At 59.9% G+C, this 19,222-nt stretch carries 23 protein-coding genes; 9 read left to right on the forward strand and 14 right to left on the reverse strand.

Features of this window, described 5'->3' with window-relative positions:
- Positions 1-23: 23 nt before the first annotated feature.
- On the reverse strand, positions 24-593 hold the full coding sequence (locus tag NH234_RS21255) for an elongation factor P (protein ID WP_003226785.1): 570 nt from the start codon (positions 591-593) through the stop codon (positions 24-26).
- A 48-nt stretch (positions 594-641) separates the two neighbouring features.
- On the reverse strand, positions 642-1,784 hold the full coding sequence (gene earP / locus NH234_RS21260; protein WP_085730580.1) for an elongation factor P maturation arginine rhamnosyltransferase EarP: 1,143 nt from the start codon (positions 1,782-1,784) through the stop codon (positions 642-644).
- Between the two features lie 124 nt (positions 1,785-1,908).
- On the opposite strand from earP, the gene NH234_RS21265 reads away from it, so the two are divergent.
- Both NH234_RS21265 and NH234_RS21270 read left to right on the forward strand, forming a co-directional pair.
- Entirely contained in the window at positions 1,909-2,316 is a 408-nt protein-coding gene (locus NH234_RS21265) for a hypothetical protein (RefSeq protein WP_085730579.1), read from the forward strand.
- A gap of 2 nt (positions 2,317-2,318) precedes the next feature.
- Entirely contained in the window at positions 2,319-2,801 is a 483-nt protein-coding gene (locus tag NH234_RS21270; RefSeq protein ID WP_367254229.1) for a transcription elongation factor GreAB, read from the forward strand.
- 8 nt (positions 2,802-2,809) lie between these two features.
- Here the strand turns inward: NH234_RS21270 and cysB are convergent, their stop codons facing one another.
- From cysB to NH234_RS21295, 5 genes are all read right to left on the reverse strand, one after another.
- Complete coding sequence (gene cysB, locus NH234_RS21275; RefSeq protein WP_085700020.1) at positions 2,810-3,784, reverse strand: HTH-type transcriptional regulator CysB; 975 nt, start codon at positions 3,782-3,784, stop codon at positions 2,810-2,812.
- 112 nt (positions 3,785-3,896) lie between these two features.
- Positions 3,897-4,400, reverse strand: a complete 504-nt coding sequence (locus tag NH234_RS21280) for a universal stress protein (RefSeq protein WP_085730577.1) — start codon at positions 4,398-4,400, stop codon at positions 3,897-3,899.
- Between the two features lie 98 nt (positions 4,401-4,498).
- Complete coding sequence (locus tag NH234_RS21285; RefSeq protein ID WP_085730576.1) at positions 4,499-5,404, reverse strand: 5'-nucleotidase; 906 nt, start codon at positions 5,402-5,404, stop codon at positions 4,499-4,501.
- Between the two features lie 32 nt (positions 5,405-5,436).
- On the reverse strand, positions 5,437-6,393 hold the full coding sequence (locus NH234_RS21290; protein ID WP_170929620.1) for a putative 2-dehydropantoate 2-reductase: 957 nt from the start codon (positions 6,391-6,393) through the stop codon (positions 5,437-5,439).
- On the reverse strand, positions 6,390-6,776 hold the full coding sequence (locus NH234_RS21295; RefSeq protein WP_085730574.1) for a co-chaperone YbbN: 387 nt from the start codon (positions 6,774-6,776) through the stop codon (positions 6,390-6,392). Before NH234_RS21295 ends, NH234_RS21290 begins: the two co-directional genes overlap by 4 nt.
- On the opposite strand from NH234_RS21295, the gene NH234_RS21300 reads away from it, so the two are divergent.
- Positions 6,775-7,203, forward strand: coding sequence for a PilZ domain-containing protein (locus tag NH234_RS21300; RefSeq protein ID WP_085730573.1), 429 nt, complete (start codon positions 6,775-6,777; stop codon positions 7,201-7,203). The genes NH234_RS21295 and NH234_RS21300 overlap by 2 nt on opposite strands.
- A 145-nt stretch (positions 7,204-7,348) precedes the next feature.
- Entirely contained in the window at positions 7,349-8,425 is a 1,077-nt protein-coding gene (locus NH234_RS21305; protein WP_011335309.1) for a 3-deoxy-7-phosphoheptulonate synthase, read from the forward strand.
- Between the two features lie 70 nt (positions 8,426-8,495).
- Here NH234_RS21305 and NH234_RS21310 read toward each other — a convergent pair whose 3' ends face one another.
- Positions 8,496-8,777, reverse strand: coding sequence for a GNAT family N-acetyltransferase (locus tag NH234_RS21310; RefSeq protein WP_007955658.1), 282 nt, complete (start codon positions 8,775-8,777; stop codon positions 8,496-8,498).
- A 636-nt stretch (positions 8,778-9,413) separates the two neighbouring features.
- On the opposite strand from NH234_RS21310, the gene oprI reads away from it, so the two are divergent.
- Positions 9,414-9,665: an outer membrane lipoprotei OprI gene (oprI, locus tag NH234_RS21315; protein WP_003183784.1), complete on the forward strand. Its 252-nt coding sequence runs from the start codon at positions 9,414-9,416 to the stop codon at positions 9,663-9,665.
- Positions 9,666-9,788: 123 nt separating this feature from the next.
- Here oprI and NH234_RS21320 read toward each other — a convergent pair whose 3' ends face one another.
- The 3 genes from NH234_RS21320 to NH234_RS21330 all read right to left on the reverse strand — a co-directional run bounded on the left by NH234_RS21320 (position 9,789) and on the right by NH234_RS21330 (position 11,868).
- The gene (locus tag NH234_RS21320) at positions 9,789-10,760 is read right to left on the reverse strand and encodes a L,D-transpeptidase family protein (RefSeq protein WP_085710772.1); all 972 of its coding nucleotides are present in this window, start codon (positions 10,758-10,760) and stop codon (positions 9,789-9,791) included.
- 151 nt (positions 10,761-10,911) lie between these two features.
- Positions 10,912-11,205 carry a hypothetical protein gene (locus tag NH234_RS21325; RefSeq protein WP_003226812.1) on the reverse strand — a complete coding sequence of 98 codons (294 nt, stop codon included), beginning with the start codon at positions 11,203-11,205 and terminating at the stop codon, positions 10,912-10,914.
- Between the two features lie 57 nt (positions 11,206-11,262).
- Complete coding sequence (locus NH234_RS21330) at positions 11,263-11,868, reverse strand: arylesterase (protein WP_367254233.1); 606 nt, start codon at positions 11,866-11,868, stop codon at positions 11,263-11,265.
- Between the two features lie 10 nt (positions 11,869-11,878).
- Between NH234_RS21330 and NH234_RS21335 the strand changes: the two genes are divergently transcribed.
- The 3 genes from NH234_RS21335 to greB are packed head-to-tail and all read left to right on the forward strand — an operon-like array spanning position 11,879 to position 15,598.
- Positions 11,879-12,562 carry an ABC transporter ATP-binding protein gene (locus NH234_RS21335; RefSeq protein WP_367254236.1) on the forward strand — a complete coding sequence of 228 codons (684 nt, stop codon included), beginning with the start codon at positions 11,879-11,881 and terminating at the stop codon, positions 12,560-12,562.
- Entirely contained in the window at positions 12,562-15,066 is a 2,505-nt protein-coding gene (locus NH234_RS21340) for an ABC transporter permease (protein WP_085730570.1), read from the forward strand. Before NH234_RS21335 ends, NH234_RS21340 begins: the two co-directional genes overlap by 1 nt.
- A gap of 34 nt (positions 15,067-15,100) precedes the next feature.
- Entirely contained in the window at positions 15,101-15,598 is a 498-nt protein-coding gene (greB, locus tag NH234_RS21345; protein ID WP_003226818.1) for a transcription elongation factor GreB, read from the forward strand.
- Positions 15,599-15,601: 3 nt separating this feature from the next.
- Here the strand turns inward: greB and NH234_RS21350 are convergent, their stop codons facing one another.
- The 3 genes from NH234_RS21350 to NH234_RS21360 all read right to left on the reverse strand — a co-directional run bounded on the left by NH234_RS21350 (position 15,602) and on the right by NH234_RS21360 (position 18,124).
- Positions 15,602-15,910 carry a hypothetical protein gene (locus NH234_RS21350; protein ID WP_085730569.1) on the reverse strand — a complete coding sequence of 103 codons (309 nt, stop codon included), beginning with the start codon at positions 15,908-15,910 and terminating at the stop codon, positions 15,602-15,604.
- Positions 15,911-16,160: 250 nt separating this feature from the next.
- Complete coding sequence (locus tag NH234_RS21355; protein ID WP_007950955.1) at positions 16,161-16,595, reverse strand: DoxX family protein; 435 nt, start codon at positions 16,593-16,595, stop codon at positions 16,161-16,163.
- A gap of 107 nt (positions 16,596-16,702) precedes the next feature.
- Positions 16,703-18,124: a transglycosylase SLT domain-containing protein gene (locus NH234_RS21360; RefSeq protein ID WP_367254238.1), complete on the reverse strand. Its 1,422-nt coding sequence runs from the start codon at positions 18,122-18,124 to the stop codon at positions 16,703-16,705.
- A gap of 236 nt (positions 18,125-18,360) precedes the next feature.
- Between NH234_RS21360 and NH234_RS21365 the strand changes: the two genes are divergently transcribed.
- The gene (locus NH234_RS21365) at positions 18,361-19,167 is read left to right on the forward strand and encodes a TatD family hydrolase (RefSeq protein ID WP_367254240.1); all 807 of its coding nucleotides are present in this window, start codon (positions 18,361-18,363) and stop codon (positions 19,165-19,167) included.
- Positions 19,168-19,222: the final 55 nt, after the last annotated feature.

Raw genomic sequence — 19,222 nt, forward strand, 5'->3', positions numbered from 1 at the left:
TTTCTTTCCGCAAAAAACAGTGCTTATTTAGCACGGCCTTTGTAGGAACCGCCTTCGCGGGTATCGATCTCGATCATGTCGCCGATTTCGATGAAGTCAGCAACCGACAGCTCGGTACCGTTCTTCAGTTTGGCAGGCTTCATCACCTTGCCGGAAGTGTCACCGCGAGCGGAACCTTCGGTGTAGTCAACCTGACGCACGATGGTGGTCGGCAGCTCTACGGAAACCAGACGCTCTTCGAAGAACACGGCTTCGCAAACGTCGGTCATGCCTTCTTCCACGAATGGCAGAACGCTTTCGATGTCTTCAGCGTTCAGCTCGTACATGGTGTAGTCAGTGGTGTCCATGAACGTGTAGGTGTCACCGCTGATGAAGGACAGGGTCGCTTCTTTGCGGTCCAGGATCACGTCGTCCAGCTTGTCGTCCGCACCGTAAACGGTTTCGGTCTTGTAACCGGTCAGCAGGTTCTTCAGCTTGGTCTTCATGATCGCGCTGTTACGGCCCGACTTGGTGAATTCAGCTTTCTGAACCAGCCAAGGATCGTTGTCGATACGGATCACGGTACCGGGTTTGAGTTCTTTACCAGTTTTCATTGCGAATATCCGAATTTGGATGGGATTTACAAAAATCTAGGCCGCGTATCATATCCAATTTCGGTAAAACTGTACCAGCGCCGTCGCAAGATCGGCCTGCAAGGCCTGTTCCAGACACCATGCTTCGGCATTTTCCTGCAGTTCCGGCCAATATTTACGGGCCTCAAGCCAGTTCTCGCCGATAGGCTTCCCGGCACTCCAGGCCCGCCAGAGACCGTTCATCGCCTCGGCAGCTTCAGTCGAAAGACCTTTTCCATAGAGCGCGAGGAAGGCATCGAGCTTGTCCAGATGGATATCTTCGTCCTGCTGATAGATGTGCCACAGCATCGGCCGCCCCGCCCATTGCGCCCGTACGAATGAGTCTTCGCCGCGCACTGCGTTGAAATCGCAGCACCACAACAGTTGATCGTATTGATCCTGTCGGACGAACGGCAGTACCTGCACGGTCAGTGACCGATCGACATGCACTGCGCCGACCGTCAACGACTCAACGCCGAGCCAGCGTGCAACATCACCCAGAATCCGTCCCTCCGGCACCAGCAGATAAGTGGGCGTCGAGTCTGCCGCAAGCACATCCAGCCAACTGGCGAGTCCGGCATTCTCGTAGGCGAACAGCGAAATCAATTGCGTACCGGGCGCAGTAACAACTCCCAGTGTTTGCAGGAATTGTCGTTGCGCCTCGGGATCCTGCTGAAACCGCTGACGTCGCACAAGCAATCCGCTTTCACGCAACAACCCGCCAGTGCCCGCCTGGAACCCCGGGAAGAAAAAGATCTTCTGCACGGACTTGTACTTCACCGACGGCAGACCGTGACAGCCGACCACCCAGTCTTCAGCGCTGAGATAGTCGAGGTTAATCCACAATGGCGGCGTTATCCGCTCGGCCATGGCGTCCATGTAGACACCCGGCAACTGGCAGGCGAACGCCGCGATCACTACGTCGGCGGCGTCCGTTTCCGGCCATTCTGCCGGCCAGTGCCGGACCTCGACACCCTGCTGCCATTGCGAGTCGAGATTGATGTCGAGTTCCGGGCAAATCCGTTCGAACGCGCGCAGGTCATCGACCCACAGCCGCACCGCCAATGCATGCTCGGCCACCAGTTGCCGGGCCAGACGCCAGGTCACCCCGATGTCGCCATAGTTGTCGACCACGGTACAAAAGATGTCCCAGCGGGTTTTCGGTTGCGGCATTCAAGACTCCCGTTGGCAAAAGCGACGATTGTCCGCATAAATGTCTGCGTGCAGAAGAGCCGACGACGATTAATCTTCGTGCGACAATCGCCACTTGCCCGCAATCATCCGCCAGGAGGCAGCCATGCCCTATCGCCCCAATACGCGTCGCCCCTTGCCTGTCCAGCTTAGCGCGCTGCAATTGACCGGCAGCATTGCCCTGGGCCTGTGGCTGGGTTTTCTGGCCATTGCGCTGACTTGCTGGCTCGCTTCAATACTGTTCAGCCGTCAATTGCAACCGGTGGCGGATGCAGTGCAACAACTGAGCAAGCCACCGGTGGCCACCCAGCCACAATCAGAATCCGAGCCGCAAAACCGTCTGTTCGAACAATACGAAGAAAACCTGCGCAAGAACGAACAGCAGAATCGCCTGGATCAGGCCCGCAGCAGCACGCGCAACCAGTCGAACCCGAAATGCCAGTTCTGGCTCCAGCAGGATCAGACTGCTCCGAGCGAAAAGAGCCGCGCCAACGTCCTGCAATTCTGCGATTGATCATGAACAAGTACGCCGTCCACCAACTGATTCTCGACAAACTGCGCGTCGACCTCGACATCGCCGAGCGCGCGGCACAAACCGCATACGAAACCGCGACCCACGAAGAGAACATCGCTGAAAACAAGTACGACACCCTGGGGCTTGAGGCGTCGTACCTGGCGGCCGGGCAAGCGAAACGGGTCGAGGAGATCCGCCAGGCACTGGCGGTCTGCCAGAACCTGACGCTGCGGGCCTATGACGATCAACGCGGGATTGAAATCGGTACCCTGCTCGGTCTGGAAGACGAGAAGGGTCGCGAGCAATGGCTGTTTCTGGCGCCGGATGCGGCGGGCCTGAAAGTAGACGTGGTCGGTCAGCCGGTCACCGTCATCACCCCGCGCTCGCCGCTGGGCAAAAGCCTGCTGGGCAAGTTCGAGGGTGATGAGGTGGAGATTCTGGTGGCGGGCACCCGGCAACAGTTCGCTGTCACCGAGGTGCTCTAGACAGGGGCTTAGTGGACGGGCAGTTCGACGCCTTCGAACAGTTCTTCCAGTTCCTGCTTGTTGTGGCACTGGATGGCCTTGGCCATGACGTCGCGAGTCAGGTGCGGCGCGAATTTCTCGATAAAGTCGCACATGAAACCACGCAGGAAAGTGCCGCGACGGAAACCGATCTTGGTCACGCTGGACTCGAAAAGCTCGCTGGCATCAAGCACCACCAGGTCGTTGTCGAGTTTGGTATCGACCGCCATTTTCGCCACGATGCCGACACCCAGACCCAGGCGTACGTAGGTTTTGATCACGTCGGCGTCGGCGGCGGTGAACACCACTTTCGGCGTCAGGCCACGATGGCTGAAAGCCTCGTCGAGTTTCGAGCGACCGGTGAAGCCGAACACGTAAGTCACGATCGGGTATTCGGCCAGCGCTTCGAGGGTCAGCTTCGGCAGTTTGGTCAGCGGGTGGCCCTGAGGCACGACCACGCAGCGGTTCCAGCGGTAGCACGGCATCATCACCAGATCGCCAAACAGTTCCAGCGCCTCGGTGGCAATGGCGAAATCCACGGTGCCGTCAGCGGCCATTTCGGCGATCTGCATCGGCGACCCCTGGTGCATGTGCAGTGCCACGTCCGGGTATTGCTTGATGAAGTTGCTGATCACCGGCGGCAGTGCGTAACGTGCCTGGGTGTGAGTGGTGGCGATCGACAGGGTGCCTTTCTTCTCGTTGGAGAACTCCTGAGCGATCTGCTTGATGCTCTCGACCTTGCGCAGAATCTCACCGGCGGTGGTGATGATGCGCTCGCCGGCCGGGGTGACGCGGGTCAGGTGCTTGCCGCTGCGGGCGAACACTTCGACGCCCAGTTCGTCTTCCAGCAGACGGATTTGCTTACTGATGCCCGGTTGCGAGGTGTAGAGACTTTGGGCTGTAGCGGAAACGTTGAGGTCGTGGTGCGCCACTTCCCAGATGTAGCGCAATTGTTGAAGCTTCATATGAATCCCTCAAAGCAGGTAGACGCCACGGGCATCAGCGACGGTATATAACTATATTAATGGTTTGAAGAATAAATCTAGAACTTTTTATCAAAACGCCATTATTCCCGCCTCAGCGATCCTCCCGACGCCGACGCTCCACCAGCGGCACCATGTAAACCGGCACCTTGGACAACTGCAGCAAGCGAGTCGCCGTGCGCCCCAACGGTGTTTCCGCCCCAACCCCGTGGCTGTGACTTCCTACGATCAGCAAATCGACGGAGAGTTTCTGTACCTGGTCGAGAATCACCTGAGACGGATCGCCCTGCAGCACACGCACCGCACGAATCCGCAGCAGATCCTGTTCGCCTTCGTCCCCCAGTTCCTCGCGAAAACTATCCAGCACCCGCTGCTCGATATTGGCGATGACAGTTTTCAGACCCTGACTGTGAAATTCGTTCAACGCCTGCTCGTCGAGATAGCTCTGCAACACAGACTCGGCAAACAGCCCCATGGGCTCCACCGCGTGCACCACATACAAGTCGGCATTGAAGATTCGCGCCATCGCCAGGGCATGCTGCATCACTAACGGTGCGTACAGACCGAGGTCAGTGGCATACAGCATCGAACGAATCATATGACCTCCTCGCAAGCCAACATGGCGGAGATTTGATTCAGCTTAGCAGTGCCTTGGCGAGTACGACGTGCGACGCAACGTCTTGAACCACGAGGGCTTTAGACCGCCGGTTCGTTGCTGATGCCGTGGGGGACATGGCCGGTGGCAACCACCTCCCGGGCCAGCTCGCAGTGACCGGCCTGATCGTCGAAAAACACGTCCGCAGCGAACGCTTCGAGGAACGCCGATTTGGTCAGTCCGCCCAGAAACAGCGACTCGTCCAGACGGATGTCCCACTCACGCAAGGTACGGATTACCCGCTCGTGAGCCGGTGCCGAACGCGCGGTGACCAGTGCGGTGCGGATCGGGCAGTTATCGTCCGGGAACTCACGCTGCAATAGATTGAGCGCTGCGAGGAAGCCCTTGAACGGCCCGCCACGCAATGGCTCGCGAGCGGATTCGCGCTCCTTGGCCTGAAAGGCTTCGAGGCCTCCGGACTGATAAACCCGCTCCGACTCGTCGGAAAACAGCACCGCGTCGCCGTCGAAGGCAATGCGCAATTCATCGCTGGCCGCACGGCTGGCGCCACCGGAAAGGATGGTCGCCGCCGCAAAGCCGTTGTCCAGCGCCGAGCGCACGTCTTCGGCGTGGGTGGAAAGAAACAGGTCGCAACCGAACGCCTTCAGATAAGGATAAGGACTGCGCCCGCCGACGAACGCTGCGCGGGAAATCGCCAGACCATAATGGTCAATTGAGTTGAACACCCGCAGGCCGGTGTCGGCACTGTTGCGCGACACCAGAATCACCTCGACCCGGGCACGGCCGAGGCGGCTGTTGAGGTTGAGCAGTTTTTCCACCAGCGGAAAGGCATCGCCCGGCGCGAGGATTTCGTCTTCGTGCTCGATCTGATATTGCCGATAGGCTTCGACACCGCTCGACAGATATACCTTGTGACTCTCGCTCAGGTCGAACAGGGCACGGGACGAAATCGCCAGCACCAGTTTGTCATCGATGTTCTTGGCCATGCCTTCCCCCCAAATCCCCTCAAGAAACCGACTCAGGTGTTACGCCGGTCGATGAAACGCAAACTGCGGTACAACGCTTCGATGCGCGGCAGCTCGCAACCTGCCGCTTTTGCCGCCGCCAAGGGTCGAGCGTAGATGGCATCCAGCTCCAGCGGTCGCTTGTGCAGAAAATCGTGGTACATGCTCGGCCAATAGTCGGGCATTTTCTCGGTCATCATGAACAGGTACCCGGCATAACCGGGCGGCATGTCATGACCGCAGGCCTTGGCGCCCTGCACCACTTCGGCCATCAACGCCTGAATCAGAATGCGGCTGTCGGCATCGGCCATCAGCGGCGTGGTGCTCGCGCCGAGCAGCACCGATAGACCGTTGTAGGGAATGTTCCAGACCAGTTTCTGCCAACGCGCCTGATGCAGGTTCGGCATTGCCTGTGAATCGATGCCCGCAGTGCGGAACAGACCGACGCCCTCCTCGACGATCGCCATGCGCGCCGCATCATCGGCTGCCGGGCCACTGTGATAACCGACGTTGACTGCCCCCAGCGCTTGGTGGGTGATATGGCCCGGGCCTTCCCGGTGAACGCAGATCAGGCACAAGCCACCCAGCAAGTGCAGCGAATCGGGCAGCAACGCCCGCAAACCGTCTTCGACGTCCAGGCCGTTCTGCAGCACCAGCACTTTCGCGTCGGGTTTCGCCGCCTGAATGATCGACGGCGCCAGCCCGGCATTGCTGGTGGTCTTGGCGCCGACCAGCAACCAGTCACAGGGCGGCATGTCTTCTGCCGATGAATAAGCCTGCACCGGATTCAGCGTCAGCGTGCCGTGAACCGCACTGTCCACCTGCAAACCACGCTCGGCGACGGCGGAAAACTCGCTGCGAAGCAGAAAATGCACATCGAACCCGGCCCGGGCCAGCATCAAGCCGTAGAACCCTCCGATAGCGCCGGTGCCGATAATCCCCACGACCGGTTTATTCACTGCTCCCATCACGGCAACTCCTCTGCAATTCGACCCAGCACCTGGGCCACGGCTGCGTTCAGCTCCGTGGCGTTCAAGCGCGTATGTACTGCCCCAAAGAACTCGCCGTCGCGCACCACAAACAACGCCGGCAAATGAAAGACCTGATAACGCTCGACCAGCCCGCCGTTGTTGCCAGCGTCGATCCAGCACACGCGATCGACTGCCAGATTCAGCCCCGGCAACACCTCGCGGGCATAACGGCAACGGGTGCAGCCGGCACTGGTGAAGATCACCAGCGAAACGCCGCTCATCGCCAGCAGCCGTTGGTCGGCGTCGAAATCGGTCAGTTCAGATTCGAACACTATACTGGGGGAAACAATGTCAGATGGCCGACACAGGGAGTCTGTGCTCATGGGACGGTTTATTCCTCATCCGGATGATGTGCCCGTCGAATTAACGTTGCTCAAACCTGAGTGTATTTCGCGGCAACAGCTGCACACTATCAGCCTCGGCGGCATCGCTTGCAATTACCACCGTGCCTGGCGCCATGGCACCGCGCTGCAAGTGCGCATGCCCACACTCAATGCCGACTTCGCCTATCCGGGCTATGTAGCCTGGTGCCTGCGCCGTAAAAAAGGCTATCTGGTGGGCATTGCGTTCACCGATGAGCAGACACTGTTCAGCGCGCGAATGGGTGAGCAGGTGTGTCAGATCGAGCGTTATTGCCGGATCAATGATGCCCACGATGACCTGCAGGATATCCAGGCGCGAGCGCTGCAATGGGTCGAGCAGCACGCCGAAGAGTTCTCCCACGACAGCGTTCGCAAGGCATTTGCGTAACCAGAGCTGGACTGAACAGTGACTTGCCCATTGTCTAGCAGGCGTCTAACGCGATAAGGTTCCGCTCCCCGACGCGCTTAAATCTGCTGTGCTCCGCCGCGCGGGGATCGCTGGCGGCCGGCACCCGTGACCTGACGAGTAAACGATGGCTGATTTACCGATCAACGACCTGAACGTCGCCTCCAACGAGACCCTGATCACTCCCGATCAGCTCAAGCGTGATATCCCTCTGAGCGACGCTGCCCTGCGCACCGTCACCAAGGGTCGCGAAGTCATCCGCAACATTCTCGATGGCACCGACCACCGTTTGTTCGTGGTCATCGGGCCCTGCTCGATCCACGACATCAAGGCTGCCCACGAATACGCCGATCGCCTGAAAGTGCTGGCGGCGGAAGTGTCGGACACCTTGTATCTGGTCATGCGCGTGTACTTCGAAAAACCGCGGACCACTGTCGGCTGGAAAGGCCTGATCAACGACCCGTACCTGGATGACTCGTTCAAGATCCAGGACGGTCTGCACATCGGTCGCCAGTTGCTGCTGGACCTGGCCGAGAAAGGCCTGCCAACCGCCACCGAAGCCCTCGACCCGATTTCCCCGCAGTATCTGCAGGACCTGATCAGTTGGTCGGCCATCGGCGCACGGACCACCGAATCCCAGACCCACCGCGAAATGGCTTCCGGCCTGTCCTCGGCGGTCGGTTTCAAGAACGGCACCGACGGCGGCCTGACTGTGGCAATCAACGCCTTGCAGTCGGTTTCCAGCCCGCACCGTTTCCTGGGCATCAACCAGGAAGGTGGCGTGTCGATCGTCACCACCAAGGGCAACGCCTACGGTCATGTGGTACTGCGCGGCGGCAATGGCAAGCCGAACTACGATTCGGTCAGCGTCGCCCTGTGCGAACAGGCGCTGAACAAGGCGAAGATCAAGCCGAACATCATGGTCGATTGCAGCCACGCCAACTCCAACAAGGATCCGGCCCTGCAACCACTGGTGATGGAGAACGTCGCCAACCAGATCCTCGAAGGCAACCAGTCGATCATCGGTCTGATGGTCGAGAGCCACCTGAACTGGGGTTGCCAGGCGATTCCGAAAGACCTCGCCGACCTGCAATACGGCGTCTCGATCACCGATGCCTGCATCGACTGGTCGGCCACCGAAAACACCCTTCGCAGCATGCACGCCAAGCTCAAGGATGTACTGCCGAAACGTCAGCGCGGCTGACAGCCGTTTCGCAGGCATAAAAAAACGCCGGGGATTGCCCGGCGTTTTTGTGTGTGTGGTGTGAGGTCAGTCAGATCTTGGCGGTGCGCCGCTGATGACGCTCCATGTAGCGCTCCACGTAGGAGCACGACGGGATGACCGTGTAGCCCATTTCATCGGCGTACTGCAGCGCCCGCTCGGTCAGAGCTGCCGCGATACCTCGGCCACGCAATGCGTTGGGCACGAAGGTGCGGTAGATATCCAGGGTCTGTTTCCCCAGATCCATATAGGTCAGGTAGGCACGATGACCGTCCACATTGGTCTCGAACTGATGACCAGCCTGGTCATGGTGGATGGACAACGCCTCGCTCATCACTACTCCTCGCGGGTCTTTGATTCGACCCCTACCTTACCGATGTTTTCCCGGCGAAGGAACATCTACGCCACCCTGTGCCTGATGGACACCGAGAAGAACTGCACCGTTCTCGTGCAACCCGAGCACGTATCAAATAGTAGGCACCAATGACGAAAATGCTCAAGGCACGCTCGTCATCATGCTGATTGATGGGGCAGTTCCGGTGGACTCAGGTTCGGCTCGGGAGACGCTCGTCCCGAACCGAAAGGCTGAACATCGCCGGATGTTGAGACTTAAGACGTGCCCGTTTTTTTAAAGTCACCTGAACATGGACAAAGATAGGTGAGACGCTGCACAAAATCGCAACAAAAGTGTGGACGAATCCATATAGACAGACTCTAGCCACTACCTGCAAAACAGCACTGGACGACGGGAACTTTTTCTCATTAACTCGCTCAGCTCGGGCCTTGCAGCTGAATATTTTTTATACAATCCAGTTAAAAGTTGCTCGAAAAAGAATCAACGCCTACAATTTTTTTTGCTTCTTGCCTTACGTCAGTTTACTTACTACAAGTAATGGGTAGTATGTACGCCGGCTATTTCCTCAATCGGAGGAGACAGCCACTTAATTGAAAGTCCTTGAAGGGGAACACGATGAACAACGTTCTGAAATTCTCTGCTCTGGCTCTGGCCGCAGTTCTGGCTACCGGTTGCAGCAGCGCATCGAAAGAAACCGAAGCACGTCTGACCGCTACTGAAGACGCAGCTGCTCGCTCCCAGGCTCGTGCAGACGAAGCTTACCGTAAAGCTGATGAAGCTCTGGCTGCTGCTCAAAAAGCACAACAGACTGCTGACGAAGCTAACGAGCGTGCTCTGCGCATGCTGGAAAAAGCTAGCCGCAAGTAATAGTCCTTCGGGATTGTTATCAAGCCGACCCGTTTTTCGGGTCGGCTTTTTTTTGCCTGAAATTTTCTTCATGCAATAAAAAACCCGCCGATGCGAAGACATCGGCGGGTTCTTTTTATCGGCTTACTGCTGCAAATCGATCGGTGCGCTGGAGACGATCGGCGCCGAGGTGTTCGGTGTGCCGATTTCGGTTGGCAGGCCATCTTCGGCCGCCACCACATCACGCACCACATCCCAGTTCATGCGCAGATTGTTGGTGATGTCTTCACGCTTGAGCATCGCGTTAATCACGGCGGTGTGCTTGTCGACCACCGACGGGTTGCCCTTGTCGTCGATCGGCGTGTGCGCTTCCAGGTAGATCTTGCCGCCACTGCGACCGAACTTGTACGCATCGTTGAGGATTCGTACCGACGTGCCCACCGGTACCATGCTGGCCATTTCCAGCACATTGTTGTTGAACATGCGGAAGCAGCCGTGGCTGGTGCGCATGCCGATACCGAACTTCTTGTTCGAACCGTGGATCAGGTAGCCCGGGGTGCCCAAGGTGAACTTGAACGGGCCCAGCGGGTTGTCCGGACCGGCTGGCACTACGTTCGGCAGCGGATCGCCATCGGCGGCGTGTTCGGCCTTGATCGAGGCTGGCGGTGTCCAGGTCGGGTTTGGCGTCTTGGCGGTGATCGTGGTGTGGGCGATCGGCGAGCCCCAGCCTTCGCGACCGATACCCAGCGGGAAGGTGTACACCACGTTCCGGCCTTTCGGATAGTAGTAGAGGCGGTACTCGGCGAGGTTGATCACGATGCCTTCACGCGGGCCTGGCGGCAGGATGAAGCGGGTCGGCAGGACCACTTCGGTGCCGGCGCCCGGCAGCCAGGCATCGACGCCCGGGTTGGCCGCGACCATTTCCGAATAGCCCAGATCGTAGGTGGTGCCCAGATCGGCAAAGGTGTCTTCGTACTTGGCCTTGATCACCTGCACCTGGCCGATGATGTCTTCACCAGGTGGTGGCAGGGGAAACTCCAGTGCGGCAACGGGACCGGCCACACACAGGGCGGCAAGAGACAGGCAGCGGGTGACGGCAGGAAAACGCGGCAACATCCGGAGAATCCTTCGCAAGATCGACAAGGGTGATAAGAACGCAATTGTACACCGCGCCTCGGGGATTCGGGGAGATACGCCGATGGGCAGGCAGAACTCTTCATAATTGAAGCCACCGCCAGCTCGGGCTCTGTTCGGAAGATGTTTGCGCTTAAAGCTCGAAACGTAGCTCAGGCCAGATCGGTGAGGTTCCACGCTTCTGCGATTCGAGAATGGCCCGGCACAGCGAACACAGACGCTGATCCTGAAACACTCGACGATCCACGCTCGACCAGCGCGGTTGCGCCGGCAACAGGCTGCCGCACAGGGTTCGGTCGGCCGAGCCACCGAGCTCCAACTGACGGGTCACCAGATGCACCCGCACTTCCTGGCAGGCGAACAGATCCAGCTGTTCGTCAGGCTCGATCAGTTGGTAGGCAAACAGGGACCAGGCAGGACGCGGCATCGGGGGCTCCAAATAAGGGGGCGCCACATTAGCCGAAAGCCTGCCGCTAGAAAAGCCTCATAACAGCGGTTTTAGCGTCGGCCAGACATTTTCCAGCAACTTGCCCTGAGCCCCGGCTGCCGGGTGCAGACCGTCGGACTGCATCAAGTCCGGGTGCCCACCCACGCCCTCGAGGAAAAACGGCACCAGCGGAATCTTTTTCTCCTCGGCCAGCTTGCCGTAGACCTGTGCAAAGGCATCGGTGTAGCGCTTGCCGTAATTGGGCGGCAGTTGCATGCCAAGCAGCAGCACCCTGGCACCGCTTTGACGGGAGCTGTCGATCATCGAAGCAAGATTTTGTTGCAATTGCGTGGGCGGCATTCCGCGCAGGCCATCGTTGCCGCCCAACTCGAGGATCACCAGCTCCGGCTTATGCTCTGCAAGCAGCGCCGGCAGCCGCGCCTGGCCTCCGGCACTGGTGTCACCGCTGATGGAGGCGTTGACCACTTTATCGTCAAAACCTTCGGACTTGAGCCGCTGCTCGAGCAACGACACCCACCCCAACCGGGTATCCAGTCCGAAACCGGCGCTGATACTATCGCCAACGATCAGGACTGTACCCGCCGCTGCGTTCTGGGCCATGCACATCAAGGCCAGGCCAGCACTCAAAAACCACACACGCATCGGATTCTCCATGGGCGCAAGCATTCTCACCGCGAAGAACCTTAGCAAAGTGGTTCCCAGCGCGGAAGGTGAACTGACCATCCTGCACGAACTCAGCCTGGAACTGAACAAGGGCGACAGCCTGGCCATCGTCGGCGCGTCTGGCTCCGGCAAATCCACCCTGCTCGGCCTGCTCGCCGGCCTTGACCTGCCAAGCAGCGGCGAAGTCATTCTCGCGGACCAGTCCCTGAGCAATCTCGACGAAGACCAGCGCGCGCGCATCCGTGCCGAACATGTGGGTTTCGTGTTTCAGTCGTTCCAGTTGCTCGACAGTCTCAACGCCCTGGAAAACGTCATGCTGCCGCTGGAGCTCGATGGCCGCAAAGATGCCCGCGGTCGCGCCACGGAATTGCTGCAACGGGTTGGCCTCGGTCAGCGCCTGACGCACTCGCCGCGCCAGCTCTCCGGTGGCGAGCAGCAGCGTGTCGCCATTGCCCGGGCCTTCGCCGCCGAACCTGACGTGCTGTTTGCCGACGAACCCACCGGCAACCTCGACAGCCACACCGGCGAGCGCATCAGCGATTTGCTGTTCGAACTGAACAAGGAACGCGGCACCACCCTGGTGCTGGTGACCCACGATGAACGCCTGGCCCATCGCTGCAGGCGCCTGATCCGACTTGAAGCCGGCCTGTTGGTCGCCCCTCTGGAGCCTTGATGGCACGTCTGCCGCTGTTGCGCCTGTTCAGCCTTGCCCTGCGCCAACTTATGCGCGATGCCCGTGCCGGGGAGTTGCGGGTGCTGTTCTTTGCCTTACTGGTGGCCGTGGCGGCGAGTACCGCCATCGGCTACTTCGGGGCTCGCCTGAATGGTGCCATGACCTTGCGCGCCACCGAGTTTCTTGGCGCGGACCTGGTGCTCGAAGGCAGCTCTCCCGCCCGAACCGAGCAAATCAAGAGTGGCACCGAGCTACGCCTCGACCATGCGCAGATCGTTGAATTCTCCAGCGTCATCGCCACCGACAACGGCATTCAGTTGTCGAGCATCAAGGCCGTCGACCGCGCCTATCCGTTGCGTGGTGAGCTGAAAAGTGCACCAGCGCCGTTCGCTGCCGAAGAATCAGGCGGCGAACCACAGCCGGGAGAAGCCTGGGTCGAATCGCGTCTGCTCACAGCGCTGGACCTTAAGATCGGCGACAGCATCGACGTCGGCATGAAGACGTTGAAGCTCACAAGGGTGCTGACTTACGAACCGGATCGTGCCGGCAACTTTTACAGCCTGACGCCACGGGTACTGATCAACCTCGAGGACCTCGCCGCGACTGGCGTGGTCCAGCCCGGTAGCCGGGTGAGCTACCGCGAATTGTGGCGCGGCGAACCCAATGCGCTGGAAACCTATCGCCAACTGATCAAACCGGGGCTTGCCGCCAACCAGCGAATTCAGGATGCCCGCGACGGCAACCGGCAGATTGGCGGCGCACTGGGCAAGGCCGAGCGTTATCTGAACATGGCCAGTCTGGTCGCCGTGCTGCTGGCAGGCGTGGCCGTGGCGTTGTCGGCAAATCGCTTCGCCAGCCGCCGTTTCGATGCCAGTGCGCTGTTGCGTTGCCTCGGTTTGTCTCGCCGGGAAGCCATGGTGCTGTTCAGCCTGCAACTGGCAGTGCTTGGCCTGTTCGCCAGCCTCAGCGGCGCCCTGCTCGGCTGGCTTGCTCAGTTGGGATTGTTTGCGCTGCTGCATGATCTGCTGCCGGCCGATGTACCGCCGGGTGGCTTGCTGCCCGCATTGGCCGGGATCGGCACCGGGCTGGTGGCGCTGGCCGGTTTCGCCCTGCCGCCACTGGCCGCATTGGGTCGCGTACCGCCACTGCGGGTATTGCGTCGGGACATGCTGCCGATTCCGTCGAGCACCTGGATGGTCTACGGCGCGGCACTCGGTGCGCTCGGGCTGATCATGTGGCGTCTGAGCCTGGATCTGCTGTTGACCTTTGCCCTGCTCGGCGGTGGTGTGGTCGCCGCGCTCGTGCTGGGTGGGTTGCTGTTGTTGCTGCTCAACAGTCTGCGTCGCCTATTGGCTCGTGCTTCGTTGCCATGGCGTCTCGGCCTCGGTCAGTTGCTGCGTCATCCGTTGGCAGCGGCCGGACAGTCGCTGGCATTCGGTCTGATCTTGCTGTCCATGGCTTTGATTGCGCTGCTGCGCGGCGAATTGCTCGACACCTGGCAAAACCAGCTGCCGAAAAACGCCCCCAACTATTTCGCCCTGAACATCCTGCCTGCGGACAAACAGGCCTTCACCGATCACCTCATCAACGTCTCGGCCCAGGCTGCGCCGTTGTATCCGGTGGTGCCGGGACGACTGATCAGCATCAACGGCGAAGCGGTGCAGCAAATCGTCAGCAAGGATTCCGCCGGTGACCGGGCGATCCAGCGCGACCTGAGCCTGACCTGGGCCACCGACCTGCCAGCAGGCAACAAGCTCACCGCCGGTGAGTGGTGGAAAGATCAGCCACAGGACGATGTGCCCGGTGTGTCAGTGGAAGGCAAGGTCGCTGAAAGCCTCAAGCTCAAGCTCGGCGATCATCTGGTGTTCACCGTTGGCGGAGTGAATCGCGAAGCGAAGGTCACCAGCCTGCGGGAGATCAACTGGGACAACTTCCAGCCGAACTTCTTCATGATCTTCCAGCCTGGCACCTTGAAGGATCTGCCAGCGACCTACCTCACCAGCTTCTATCTGGCCCCCGGCCACGATCAGCAGATTGTCGAGCTGTCGCGGGCGTTTCCGGCGGTGACCATCCTGCAGGTCGAAGCCTTGCTCGAACAGCTGCGCAGCATCCTCGCTCAGGTCACCCTGGCGGTGGAGTACGTGTTGTTGTTTGTGTTGGCGGCCGGTATGGCGGTGCTGTTTTCCGGGTTGCAGGCAACTCTGGATGAACGCATTCGCCAGGGCGCGCTATTACGTGCGCTGGGGGCGGAACGGCAGTTGCTGGTCAAGGCACGGCGGATCGAGTTCGGCCTGCTTGGTGCGGTCAGCGGGTTGCTGGCGGCCATCGGTTCGGAAGTGGTGAGTCTGGTGTTGTATCGCTTCGCATTCGACCTGCCCTGGCATCCGCATCCATGGTTGCTGGTCCTGCCGTTGATCGGCGCGGCCCTGATCGGTGGCGCCGGCGTGTTCGGCACCCGTCGGGCACTGAATGCGAGCCCGCTGACAGTGCTGCGCGAGGGTTGATAGACTCCAGCCCTCAATATCACAAGAAGTTGCCATGAGCCGTTATCGCCCTCCCCGCACCGCTGGCACCGCGCTGATCACCCCCGAAGGTGAAGCGCGGATGCGCGCCGAATTCCATGAGTTGTGGCACGTACGCCGCCCGCAGGTGACGCAGTCGGTCAGCGAAGCGGCGGCTCAGGGCGATCGTTCGGAGAATGCCGAGTACACCTACGGCAAGAAGATGCTGCGCGAGATCGACAGTCGTGTACGTTTTCTCACCAAGCGCCTTGAGGCCTTGAAAGTCGTCAGCGAAAAACCGAGCGATCCGAACAAGGTCTACTTTGGCGCCTGGGTGACCATCGAAGATGAAGACGGCAAGCAGTCGCGCTACCGCATCGTCGGCCCGGACGAGCTGGATCTGAAGCTGGGCCTGATCAGCATCGACTCGCCGCTGGCACGAGCATTGATCGGCAAGGCGCTGGACGCCGAAGTACGGGTCCAGACGCCAACCGGCGAGCAATTCGTTTACATCGTGGCGATCGACTATCCCTGACACTCAGCGTCGAGCAATCAGACCCTGGCGGGCAACGCGGGTCAGTTGACGGATCATTTCCGGGGCGTCTTCAGCGCTGGGCGACTGGATCACCGCCAGGTCGAAACTGTCATCGGCAAAACGCGCCAGCGACTCGCCGTCTTCAACAAACTGGATCAGGAAGGCGGCAGGACCGCCGCTGCGACGTGGCCAGCCATCGAGATAACGCAACAGCGTCGGCTGGTGTTTGCCGCCAAGCAGGATTTTTGGATTGCGCTGGGTGACATGTGCCGTGATCGGCGCGGGACGTGCTGGAGGGCGAAGTGCATTCATCGTGTCGTGTCTCTGCCTCAAAAGTCTGCATGGCAGGTGAGAGGCAACACCGAACCAGCGCTTTAGCGGTATTTCGAAGCCCTGTTCCGGCTTCTGACGGCAACTTGAGAATAGTCACCTGGCGCCCCGCAAGTAGCTGTTTAAATCGGCGCATGAGCGGCATCCTAGAGAACGTGACCGGCCAGTGTCAAGAATCAGCCGCAACAAAAAAGGCCCGCACAATGCGGGCCTTTTGCTTGAGCCAGAGCCTTCAACCGGCGATGGCGCGATCCACCGAGAGCTTGCCAGCACCTTCGATCAGCACCGCGAGGCTGCCACCGAGCAGAGCCAGGGCGAACTCGTAACCATTGTTGGCCATGAACAGACCGTTGCTGATATGCACAGTGAAGATGGCCACCAGCGACAGGAAGGTCAGACCCAGTGCCGCCGGGCGCACCAGCAGGCCGATGATCAGCGCCAGACCGGCGAAGAACTCGGTGCCGCCGGCCAGGGTGGCCATCAGATAACCCGGGGTCAGACCGATGCTTTCCATGTATTGCGCGGTGCCTGCCAGACCGTAGCCACCGAACAGGCCAAAGAGTTTCTGCGAGCCGTGGGCGGCGAAGATCACGCCGACGGCAATGCGCAGAATGGTCAGACCGTAGCCGGCGCGGGTGAACAGGACCTTGTTGATCAGAGAGCTCATGTTGCGTTTCCTTGTTGTCAGAAGTGCTTGTTGGTTGGCCGCTATATTAATCAGTTAATTTCATGTTAAAAGCGCAAAAAATCCGCTATAACAATCAATTTATTAGATCATTTGCGTGAGACCACTTTTTGCCCTGCGGGCTCCAACGACTCCCGCTCCCGGTCGAACGCCAAGTAATACTTGTTCACGCTATTAACATAGCTGACGGCTCCCATTCCCACCTGCTCCATGGCGATGCGCTCGACCTGGAAGAACCACTGGTTCGGGTTCAGCCCACGGCGCCGCGCCTCGGCGCGCATGCCCTGCACACGTTCCGGGCCGATGTTGTAGGCAGCCAGGGTGAACGCCATGCGCTCGCGCTCGTTGAGCTTGGGGCTGTTGAAGAACTTGCGGCGGATCATCGCCAGGTACTTGGCCCCTGCCTGCACATTCGCATCGAGATTCTGGATATTGTTGACGCCGACCCGCTGCGCGGCGGACGGCGTGATCTGCATCAGCCCGGTCGGCCCGCCGCCACCGCGTGCACTGGGTTGCAGCGCCGATTCCTTGAACGCCAGCGCAGCCAGGTTCAGCCAGTCCATGTTCTGCGCTTCGGCATGCTTTTGCAGGGTCGGACGCAGTTTTTCCAGGCGCTGGCGGTCAGCTTTGGCCAATGGATAGTGAACTTGATAGAGACGACGGTAAATCCGCAGAAACGCTGCGTCTTCATTCGAAGGCGTCTTGTAGCCAGTCAGGAAGCGGTCGATGCTCGCCCGCAGCATCGAGGCATCGCGTCGCACGAACCAGTATTCCTCGCCCGGTTCGCTGATCATCAACTGCCGGTCGAATCGCAGTTTGGGCAGGATCTTGCCCCAGCGTTCGGCAATTGGTTGCTCGACGATGGTCAGGTGGAAGATCCCGCCTTGGACCATTTCCAGCACGTCCTCGACCGCCAACGTAGGATCGACCCATTCGATCTTGATCGGCGCCAGTTTGTGCAGCGCCAGTTTCTGGTTGAGCTGACTGACCGCCTCCCCCGCCGCACTGCCGGTGGGCAGCGCCAGGGTCTTGCCGGCGAGTTGCTCGACCTTGGTGTAGCGCTTCTCCCCCTTGATGCCGACCAGCACCAGCGGCACATTACTGGCAATCGGCTCGCTGCTGGCGACCGCATGACCCGGTTGCAGGTCGAGCAATTCACCCGGCGCCACCAGATCGCCTTCGCCACGCTGTAACGCGCCGAGCAATTGATCCTTGGCTTTGGGAATGATCTTGAGGGAAATTTCCTGGCCGTCGCGTGCGTGGCCATTGAGGTACTGCTCGAAGGCGCGCAAACGGTGATATTCGACGCCGATGGTCTGGCCCTGGACTTCGCCAGAGCTGTTGCGGCTCTGGTTGACCAGCACCCGCAACACACGGCTGTTGCGGATCTCGGTCAGGTCGCGGACCTTGGCGGCCGGCACGGCTTGCAGCGGCCCGGGCAAGCGCGCGACCGCCGCCATCGGCAGCAGCAACGAACCACACAGCAGGAGCAAAACCGAGGGACGAATCATCCACTCTCCGGAAAGAATACGGGGCGTTTTTGCCGCTGAACGGTCGCAAAACACCGACGAAAACAGAGCGCCTGGAGCGCTGATAAAGTGCGAGAGACTGGCACAGTGATGGCAACCGCACCACCCCGTGTTGCCTCGCGGCCTCAACAGACAGCCATAAGCCGTTGTAGTTCTTGGTTTTTCTTTTAAATCTACTGCTCTGATATGCTTTCCGGCCTTCGGCCCGAGGTAGCACCATGCAACTCATCGATATCGGCGTCAACCTGACCAACCCCGGTTTCGCCGACAAACACCAGGCCGTACTCGACCGCGCCTATGCTGCCGGGGTCTGCCAACTGGTGCTGACCGGCACCAGCGTCGAGGGCAGCGAACAGGCGCTGGAACTGTGCCAGCAACTGGATCCGGACGGGCAGCGACTGTTCGCCACCGCCGGTATTCACCCGCATTCGGCCAGTGACTGGAACGCCGACAGCGCACGGCGTCTGCGCAGTCTGCTGAAGGAATCGAACGTAGTGGCGGTGGGTGAGTGCGGGCTGGACTTCAACCGCGATTTCTCGCCGCGCCCGCAGCAGGAAAAAGTCCTCGAAGAACATCTGACCATGGCCGTGGAACTGCAATTGCCGGTGTTCCTCCACGAGCGTGACGCCAGTCAGCGCCTGCTGGAAATTCTCCGTGATTTCCGCGATCAATTGCCTGCCGCCGTGGTGCATTGCTTCACCGGCGAACAGAAAGCGCTGTTCAGCTACCTCGACCTCGACCTGCATATCGGCATCACCGGCTGGATTTGCGATGAGCGTCGTGGCACCCATTTGCACCCATTGGTGAAAGAGATCAAACGGGGTCGCCTGATGCTGGAAAGCGATGCGCCTTACCTGCTGCCGCGTACTCTGCGCCCAAAACCGAAGAACGGACGAAACGAGCCGGCGTATCTGACCGAAGTGTTGCGTGAAGTCGCGCTGCATCGAGGCGAGACCGAGGAAGATCTGGCGGCCCATACCACCGCCTGCGCCCGGGCGTTCTACGGTTTGCCTGCCCTGCCCTAAGCCCAGTCGAATGCATCACTTGTTGATGCACATCAAGTTCCGAAGCCCTGCGTAG

This window comes from Pseudomonas sp. stari2, from assembly GCF_040760005.1.
Lineage (GTDB): Bacteria > Pseudomonadota > Gammaproteobacteria > Pseudomonadales > Pseudomonadaceae > Aquipseudomonas.

Excerpts from the sequence above, each read along its gene's own strand:
- NH234_RS21295 (WP_085730574.1), bottom strand. The coding sequence starts at position 6,776 with ATGAGCACAGACTCCCTGTGTCGGCCATCTGACATTGTTTCCCCCAGT.
- NH234_RS21305 (WP_011335309.1), top strand. The coding sequence starts at position 7,349 with ATGGCTGATTTACCGATCAACGACCTGAACGTCGCCTCCAACGAGACC.
- NH234_RS21355 (WP_007950955.1), bottom strand. The coding sequence starts at position 16,595 with ATGAGCTCTCTGATCAACAAGGTCCTGTTCACCCGCGCCGGCTACGGT.
- NH234_RS21325 (WP_003226812.1), bottom strand. The coding sequence starts at position 11,205 with ATGCCGCGTCCTGCCTGGTCCCTGTTTGCCTACCAACTGATCGAGCCT.
- NH234_RS21330 (WP_367254233.1), bottom strand. The coding sequence starts at position 11,868 with ATGCGTGTGTGGTTTTTGAGTGCTGGCCTGGCCTTGATGTGCATGGCC.
- NH234_RS21360 (WP_367254238.1), bottom strand. The coding sequence starts at position 18,124 with ATGATTCGTCCCTCGGTTTTGCTCCTGCTGTGTGGTTCGTTGCTGCTG.
- NH234_RS21285 (WP_085730576.1), bottom strand. The coding sequence starts at position 5,404 with ATGGCCAAGAACATCGATGACAAACTGGTGCTGGCGATTTCGTCCCGT.
- NH234_RS21300 (WP_085730573.1), top strand. The coding sequence starts at position 6,775 with ATGGGACGGTTTATTCCTCATCCGGATGATGTGCCCGTCGAATTAACG.
- NH234_RS21280 (WP_085730577.1), bottom strand. The coding sequence starts at position 4,400 with ATGATTCGTTCGATGCTGTATGCCACTGACCTCGGTCTGTACGCACCG.
- NH234_RS21350 (WP_085730569.1), bottom strand. The coding sequence starts at position 15,910 with ATGAATGCACTTCGCCCTCCAGCACGTCCCGCGCCGATCACGGCACAT.
- NH234_RS21335 (WP_367254236.1), top strand. The coding sequence starts at position 11,879 with ATGGGCGCAAGCATTCTCACCGCGAAGAACCTTAGCAAAGTGGTTCCC.
- NH234_RS21265 (WP_085730579.1), top strand. The coding sequence starts at position 1,909 with ATGCCCTATCGCCCCAATACGCGTCGCCCCTTGCCTGTCCAGCTTAGC.
- NH234_RS21365 (WP_367254240.1), top strand. The coding sequence starts at position 18,361 with ATGCAACTCATCGATATCGGCGTCAACCTGACCAACCCCGGTTTCGCC.
- oprI (WP_003183784.1), top strand. The coding sequence starts at position 9,414 with ATGAACAACGTTCTGAAATTCTCTGCTCTGGCTCTGGCCGCAGTTCTG.
- NH234_RS21255 (WP_003226785.1), bottom strand. The coding sequence starts at position 593 with ATGAAAACTGGTAAAGAACTCAAACCCGGTACCGTGATCCGTATCGAC.
- earP (WP_085730580.1), bottom strand. The coding sequence starts at position 1,784 with ATGCCGCAACCGAAAACCCGCTGGGACATCTTTTGTACCGTGGTCGAC.
- NH234_RS21270 (WP_367254229.1), top strand. The coding sequence starts at position 2,319 with ATGAACAAGTACGCCGTCCACCAACTGATTCTCGACAAACTGCGCGTC.
- greB (WP_003226818.1), top strand. The coding sequence starts at position 15,101 with ATGAGCCGTTATCGCCCTCCCCGCACCGCTGGCACCGCGCTGATCACC.
- NH234_RS21320 (WP_085710772.1), bottom strand. The coding sequence starts at position 10,760 with ATGTTGCCGCGTTTTCCTGCCGTCACCCGCTGCCTGTCTCTTGCCGCC.
- NH234_RS21340 (WP_085730570.1), top strand. The coding sequence starts at position 12,562 with ATGGCACGTCTGCCGCTGTTGCGCCTGTTCAGCCTTGCCCTGCGCCAA.
- cysB (WP_085700020.1), bottom strand. The coding sequence starts at position 3,784 with ATGAAGCTTCAACAATTGCGCTACATCTGGGAAGTGGCGCACCACGAC.
- NH234_RS21310 (WP_007955658.1), bottom strand. The coding sequence starts at position 8,777 with ATGAGCGAGGCGTTGTCCATCCACCATGACCAGGCTGGTCATCAGTTC.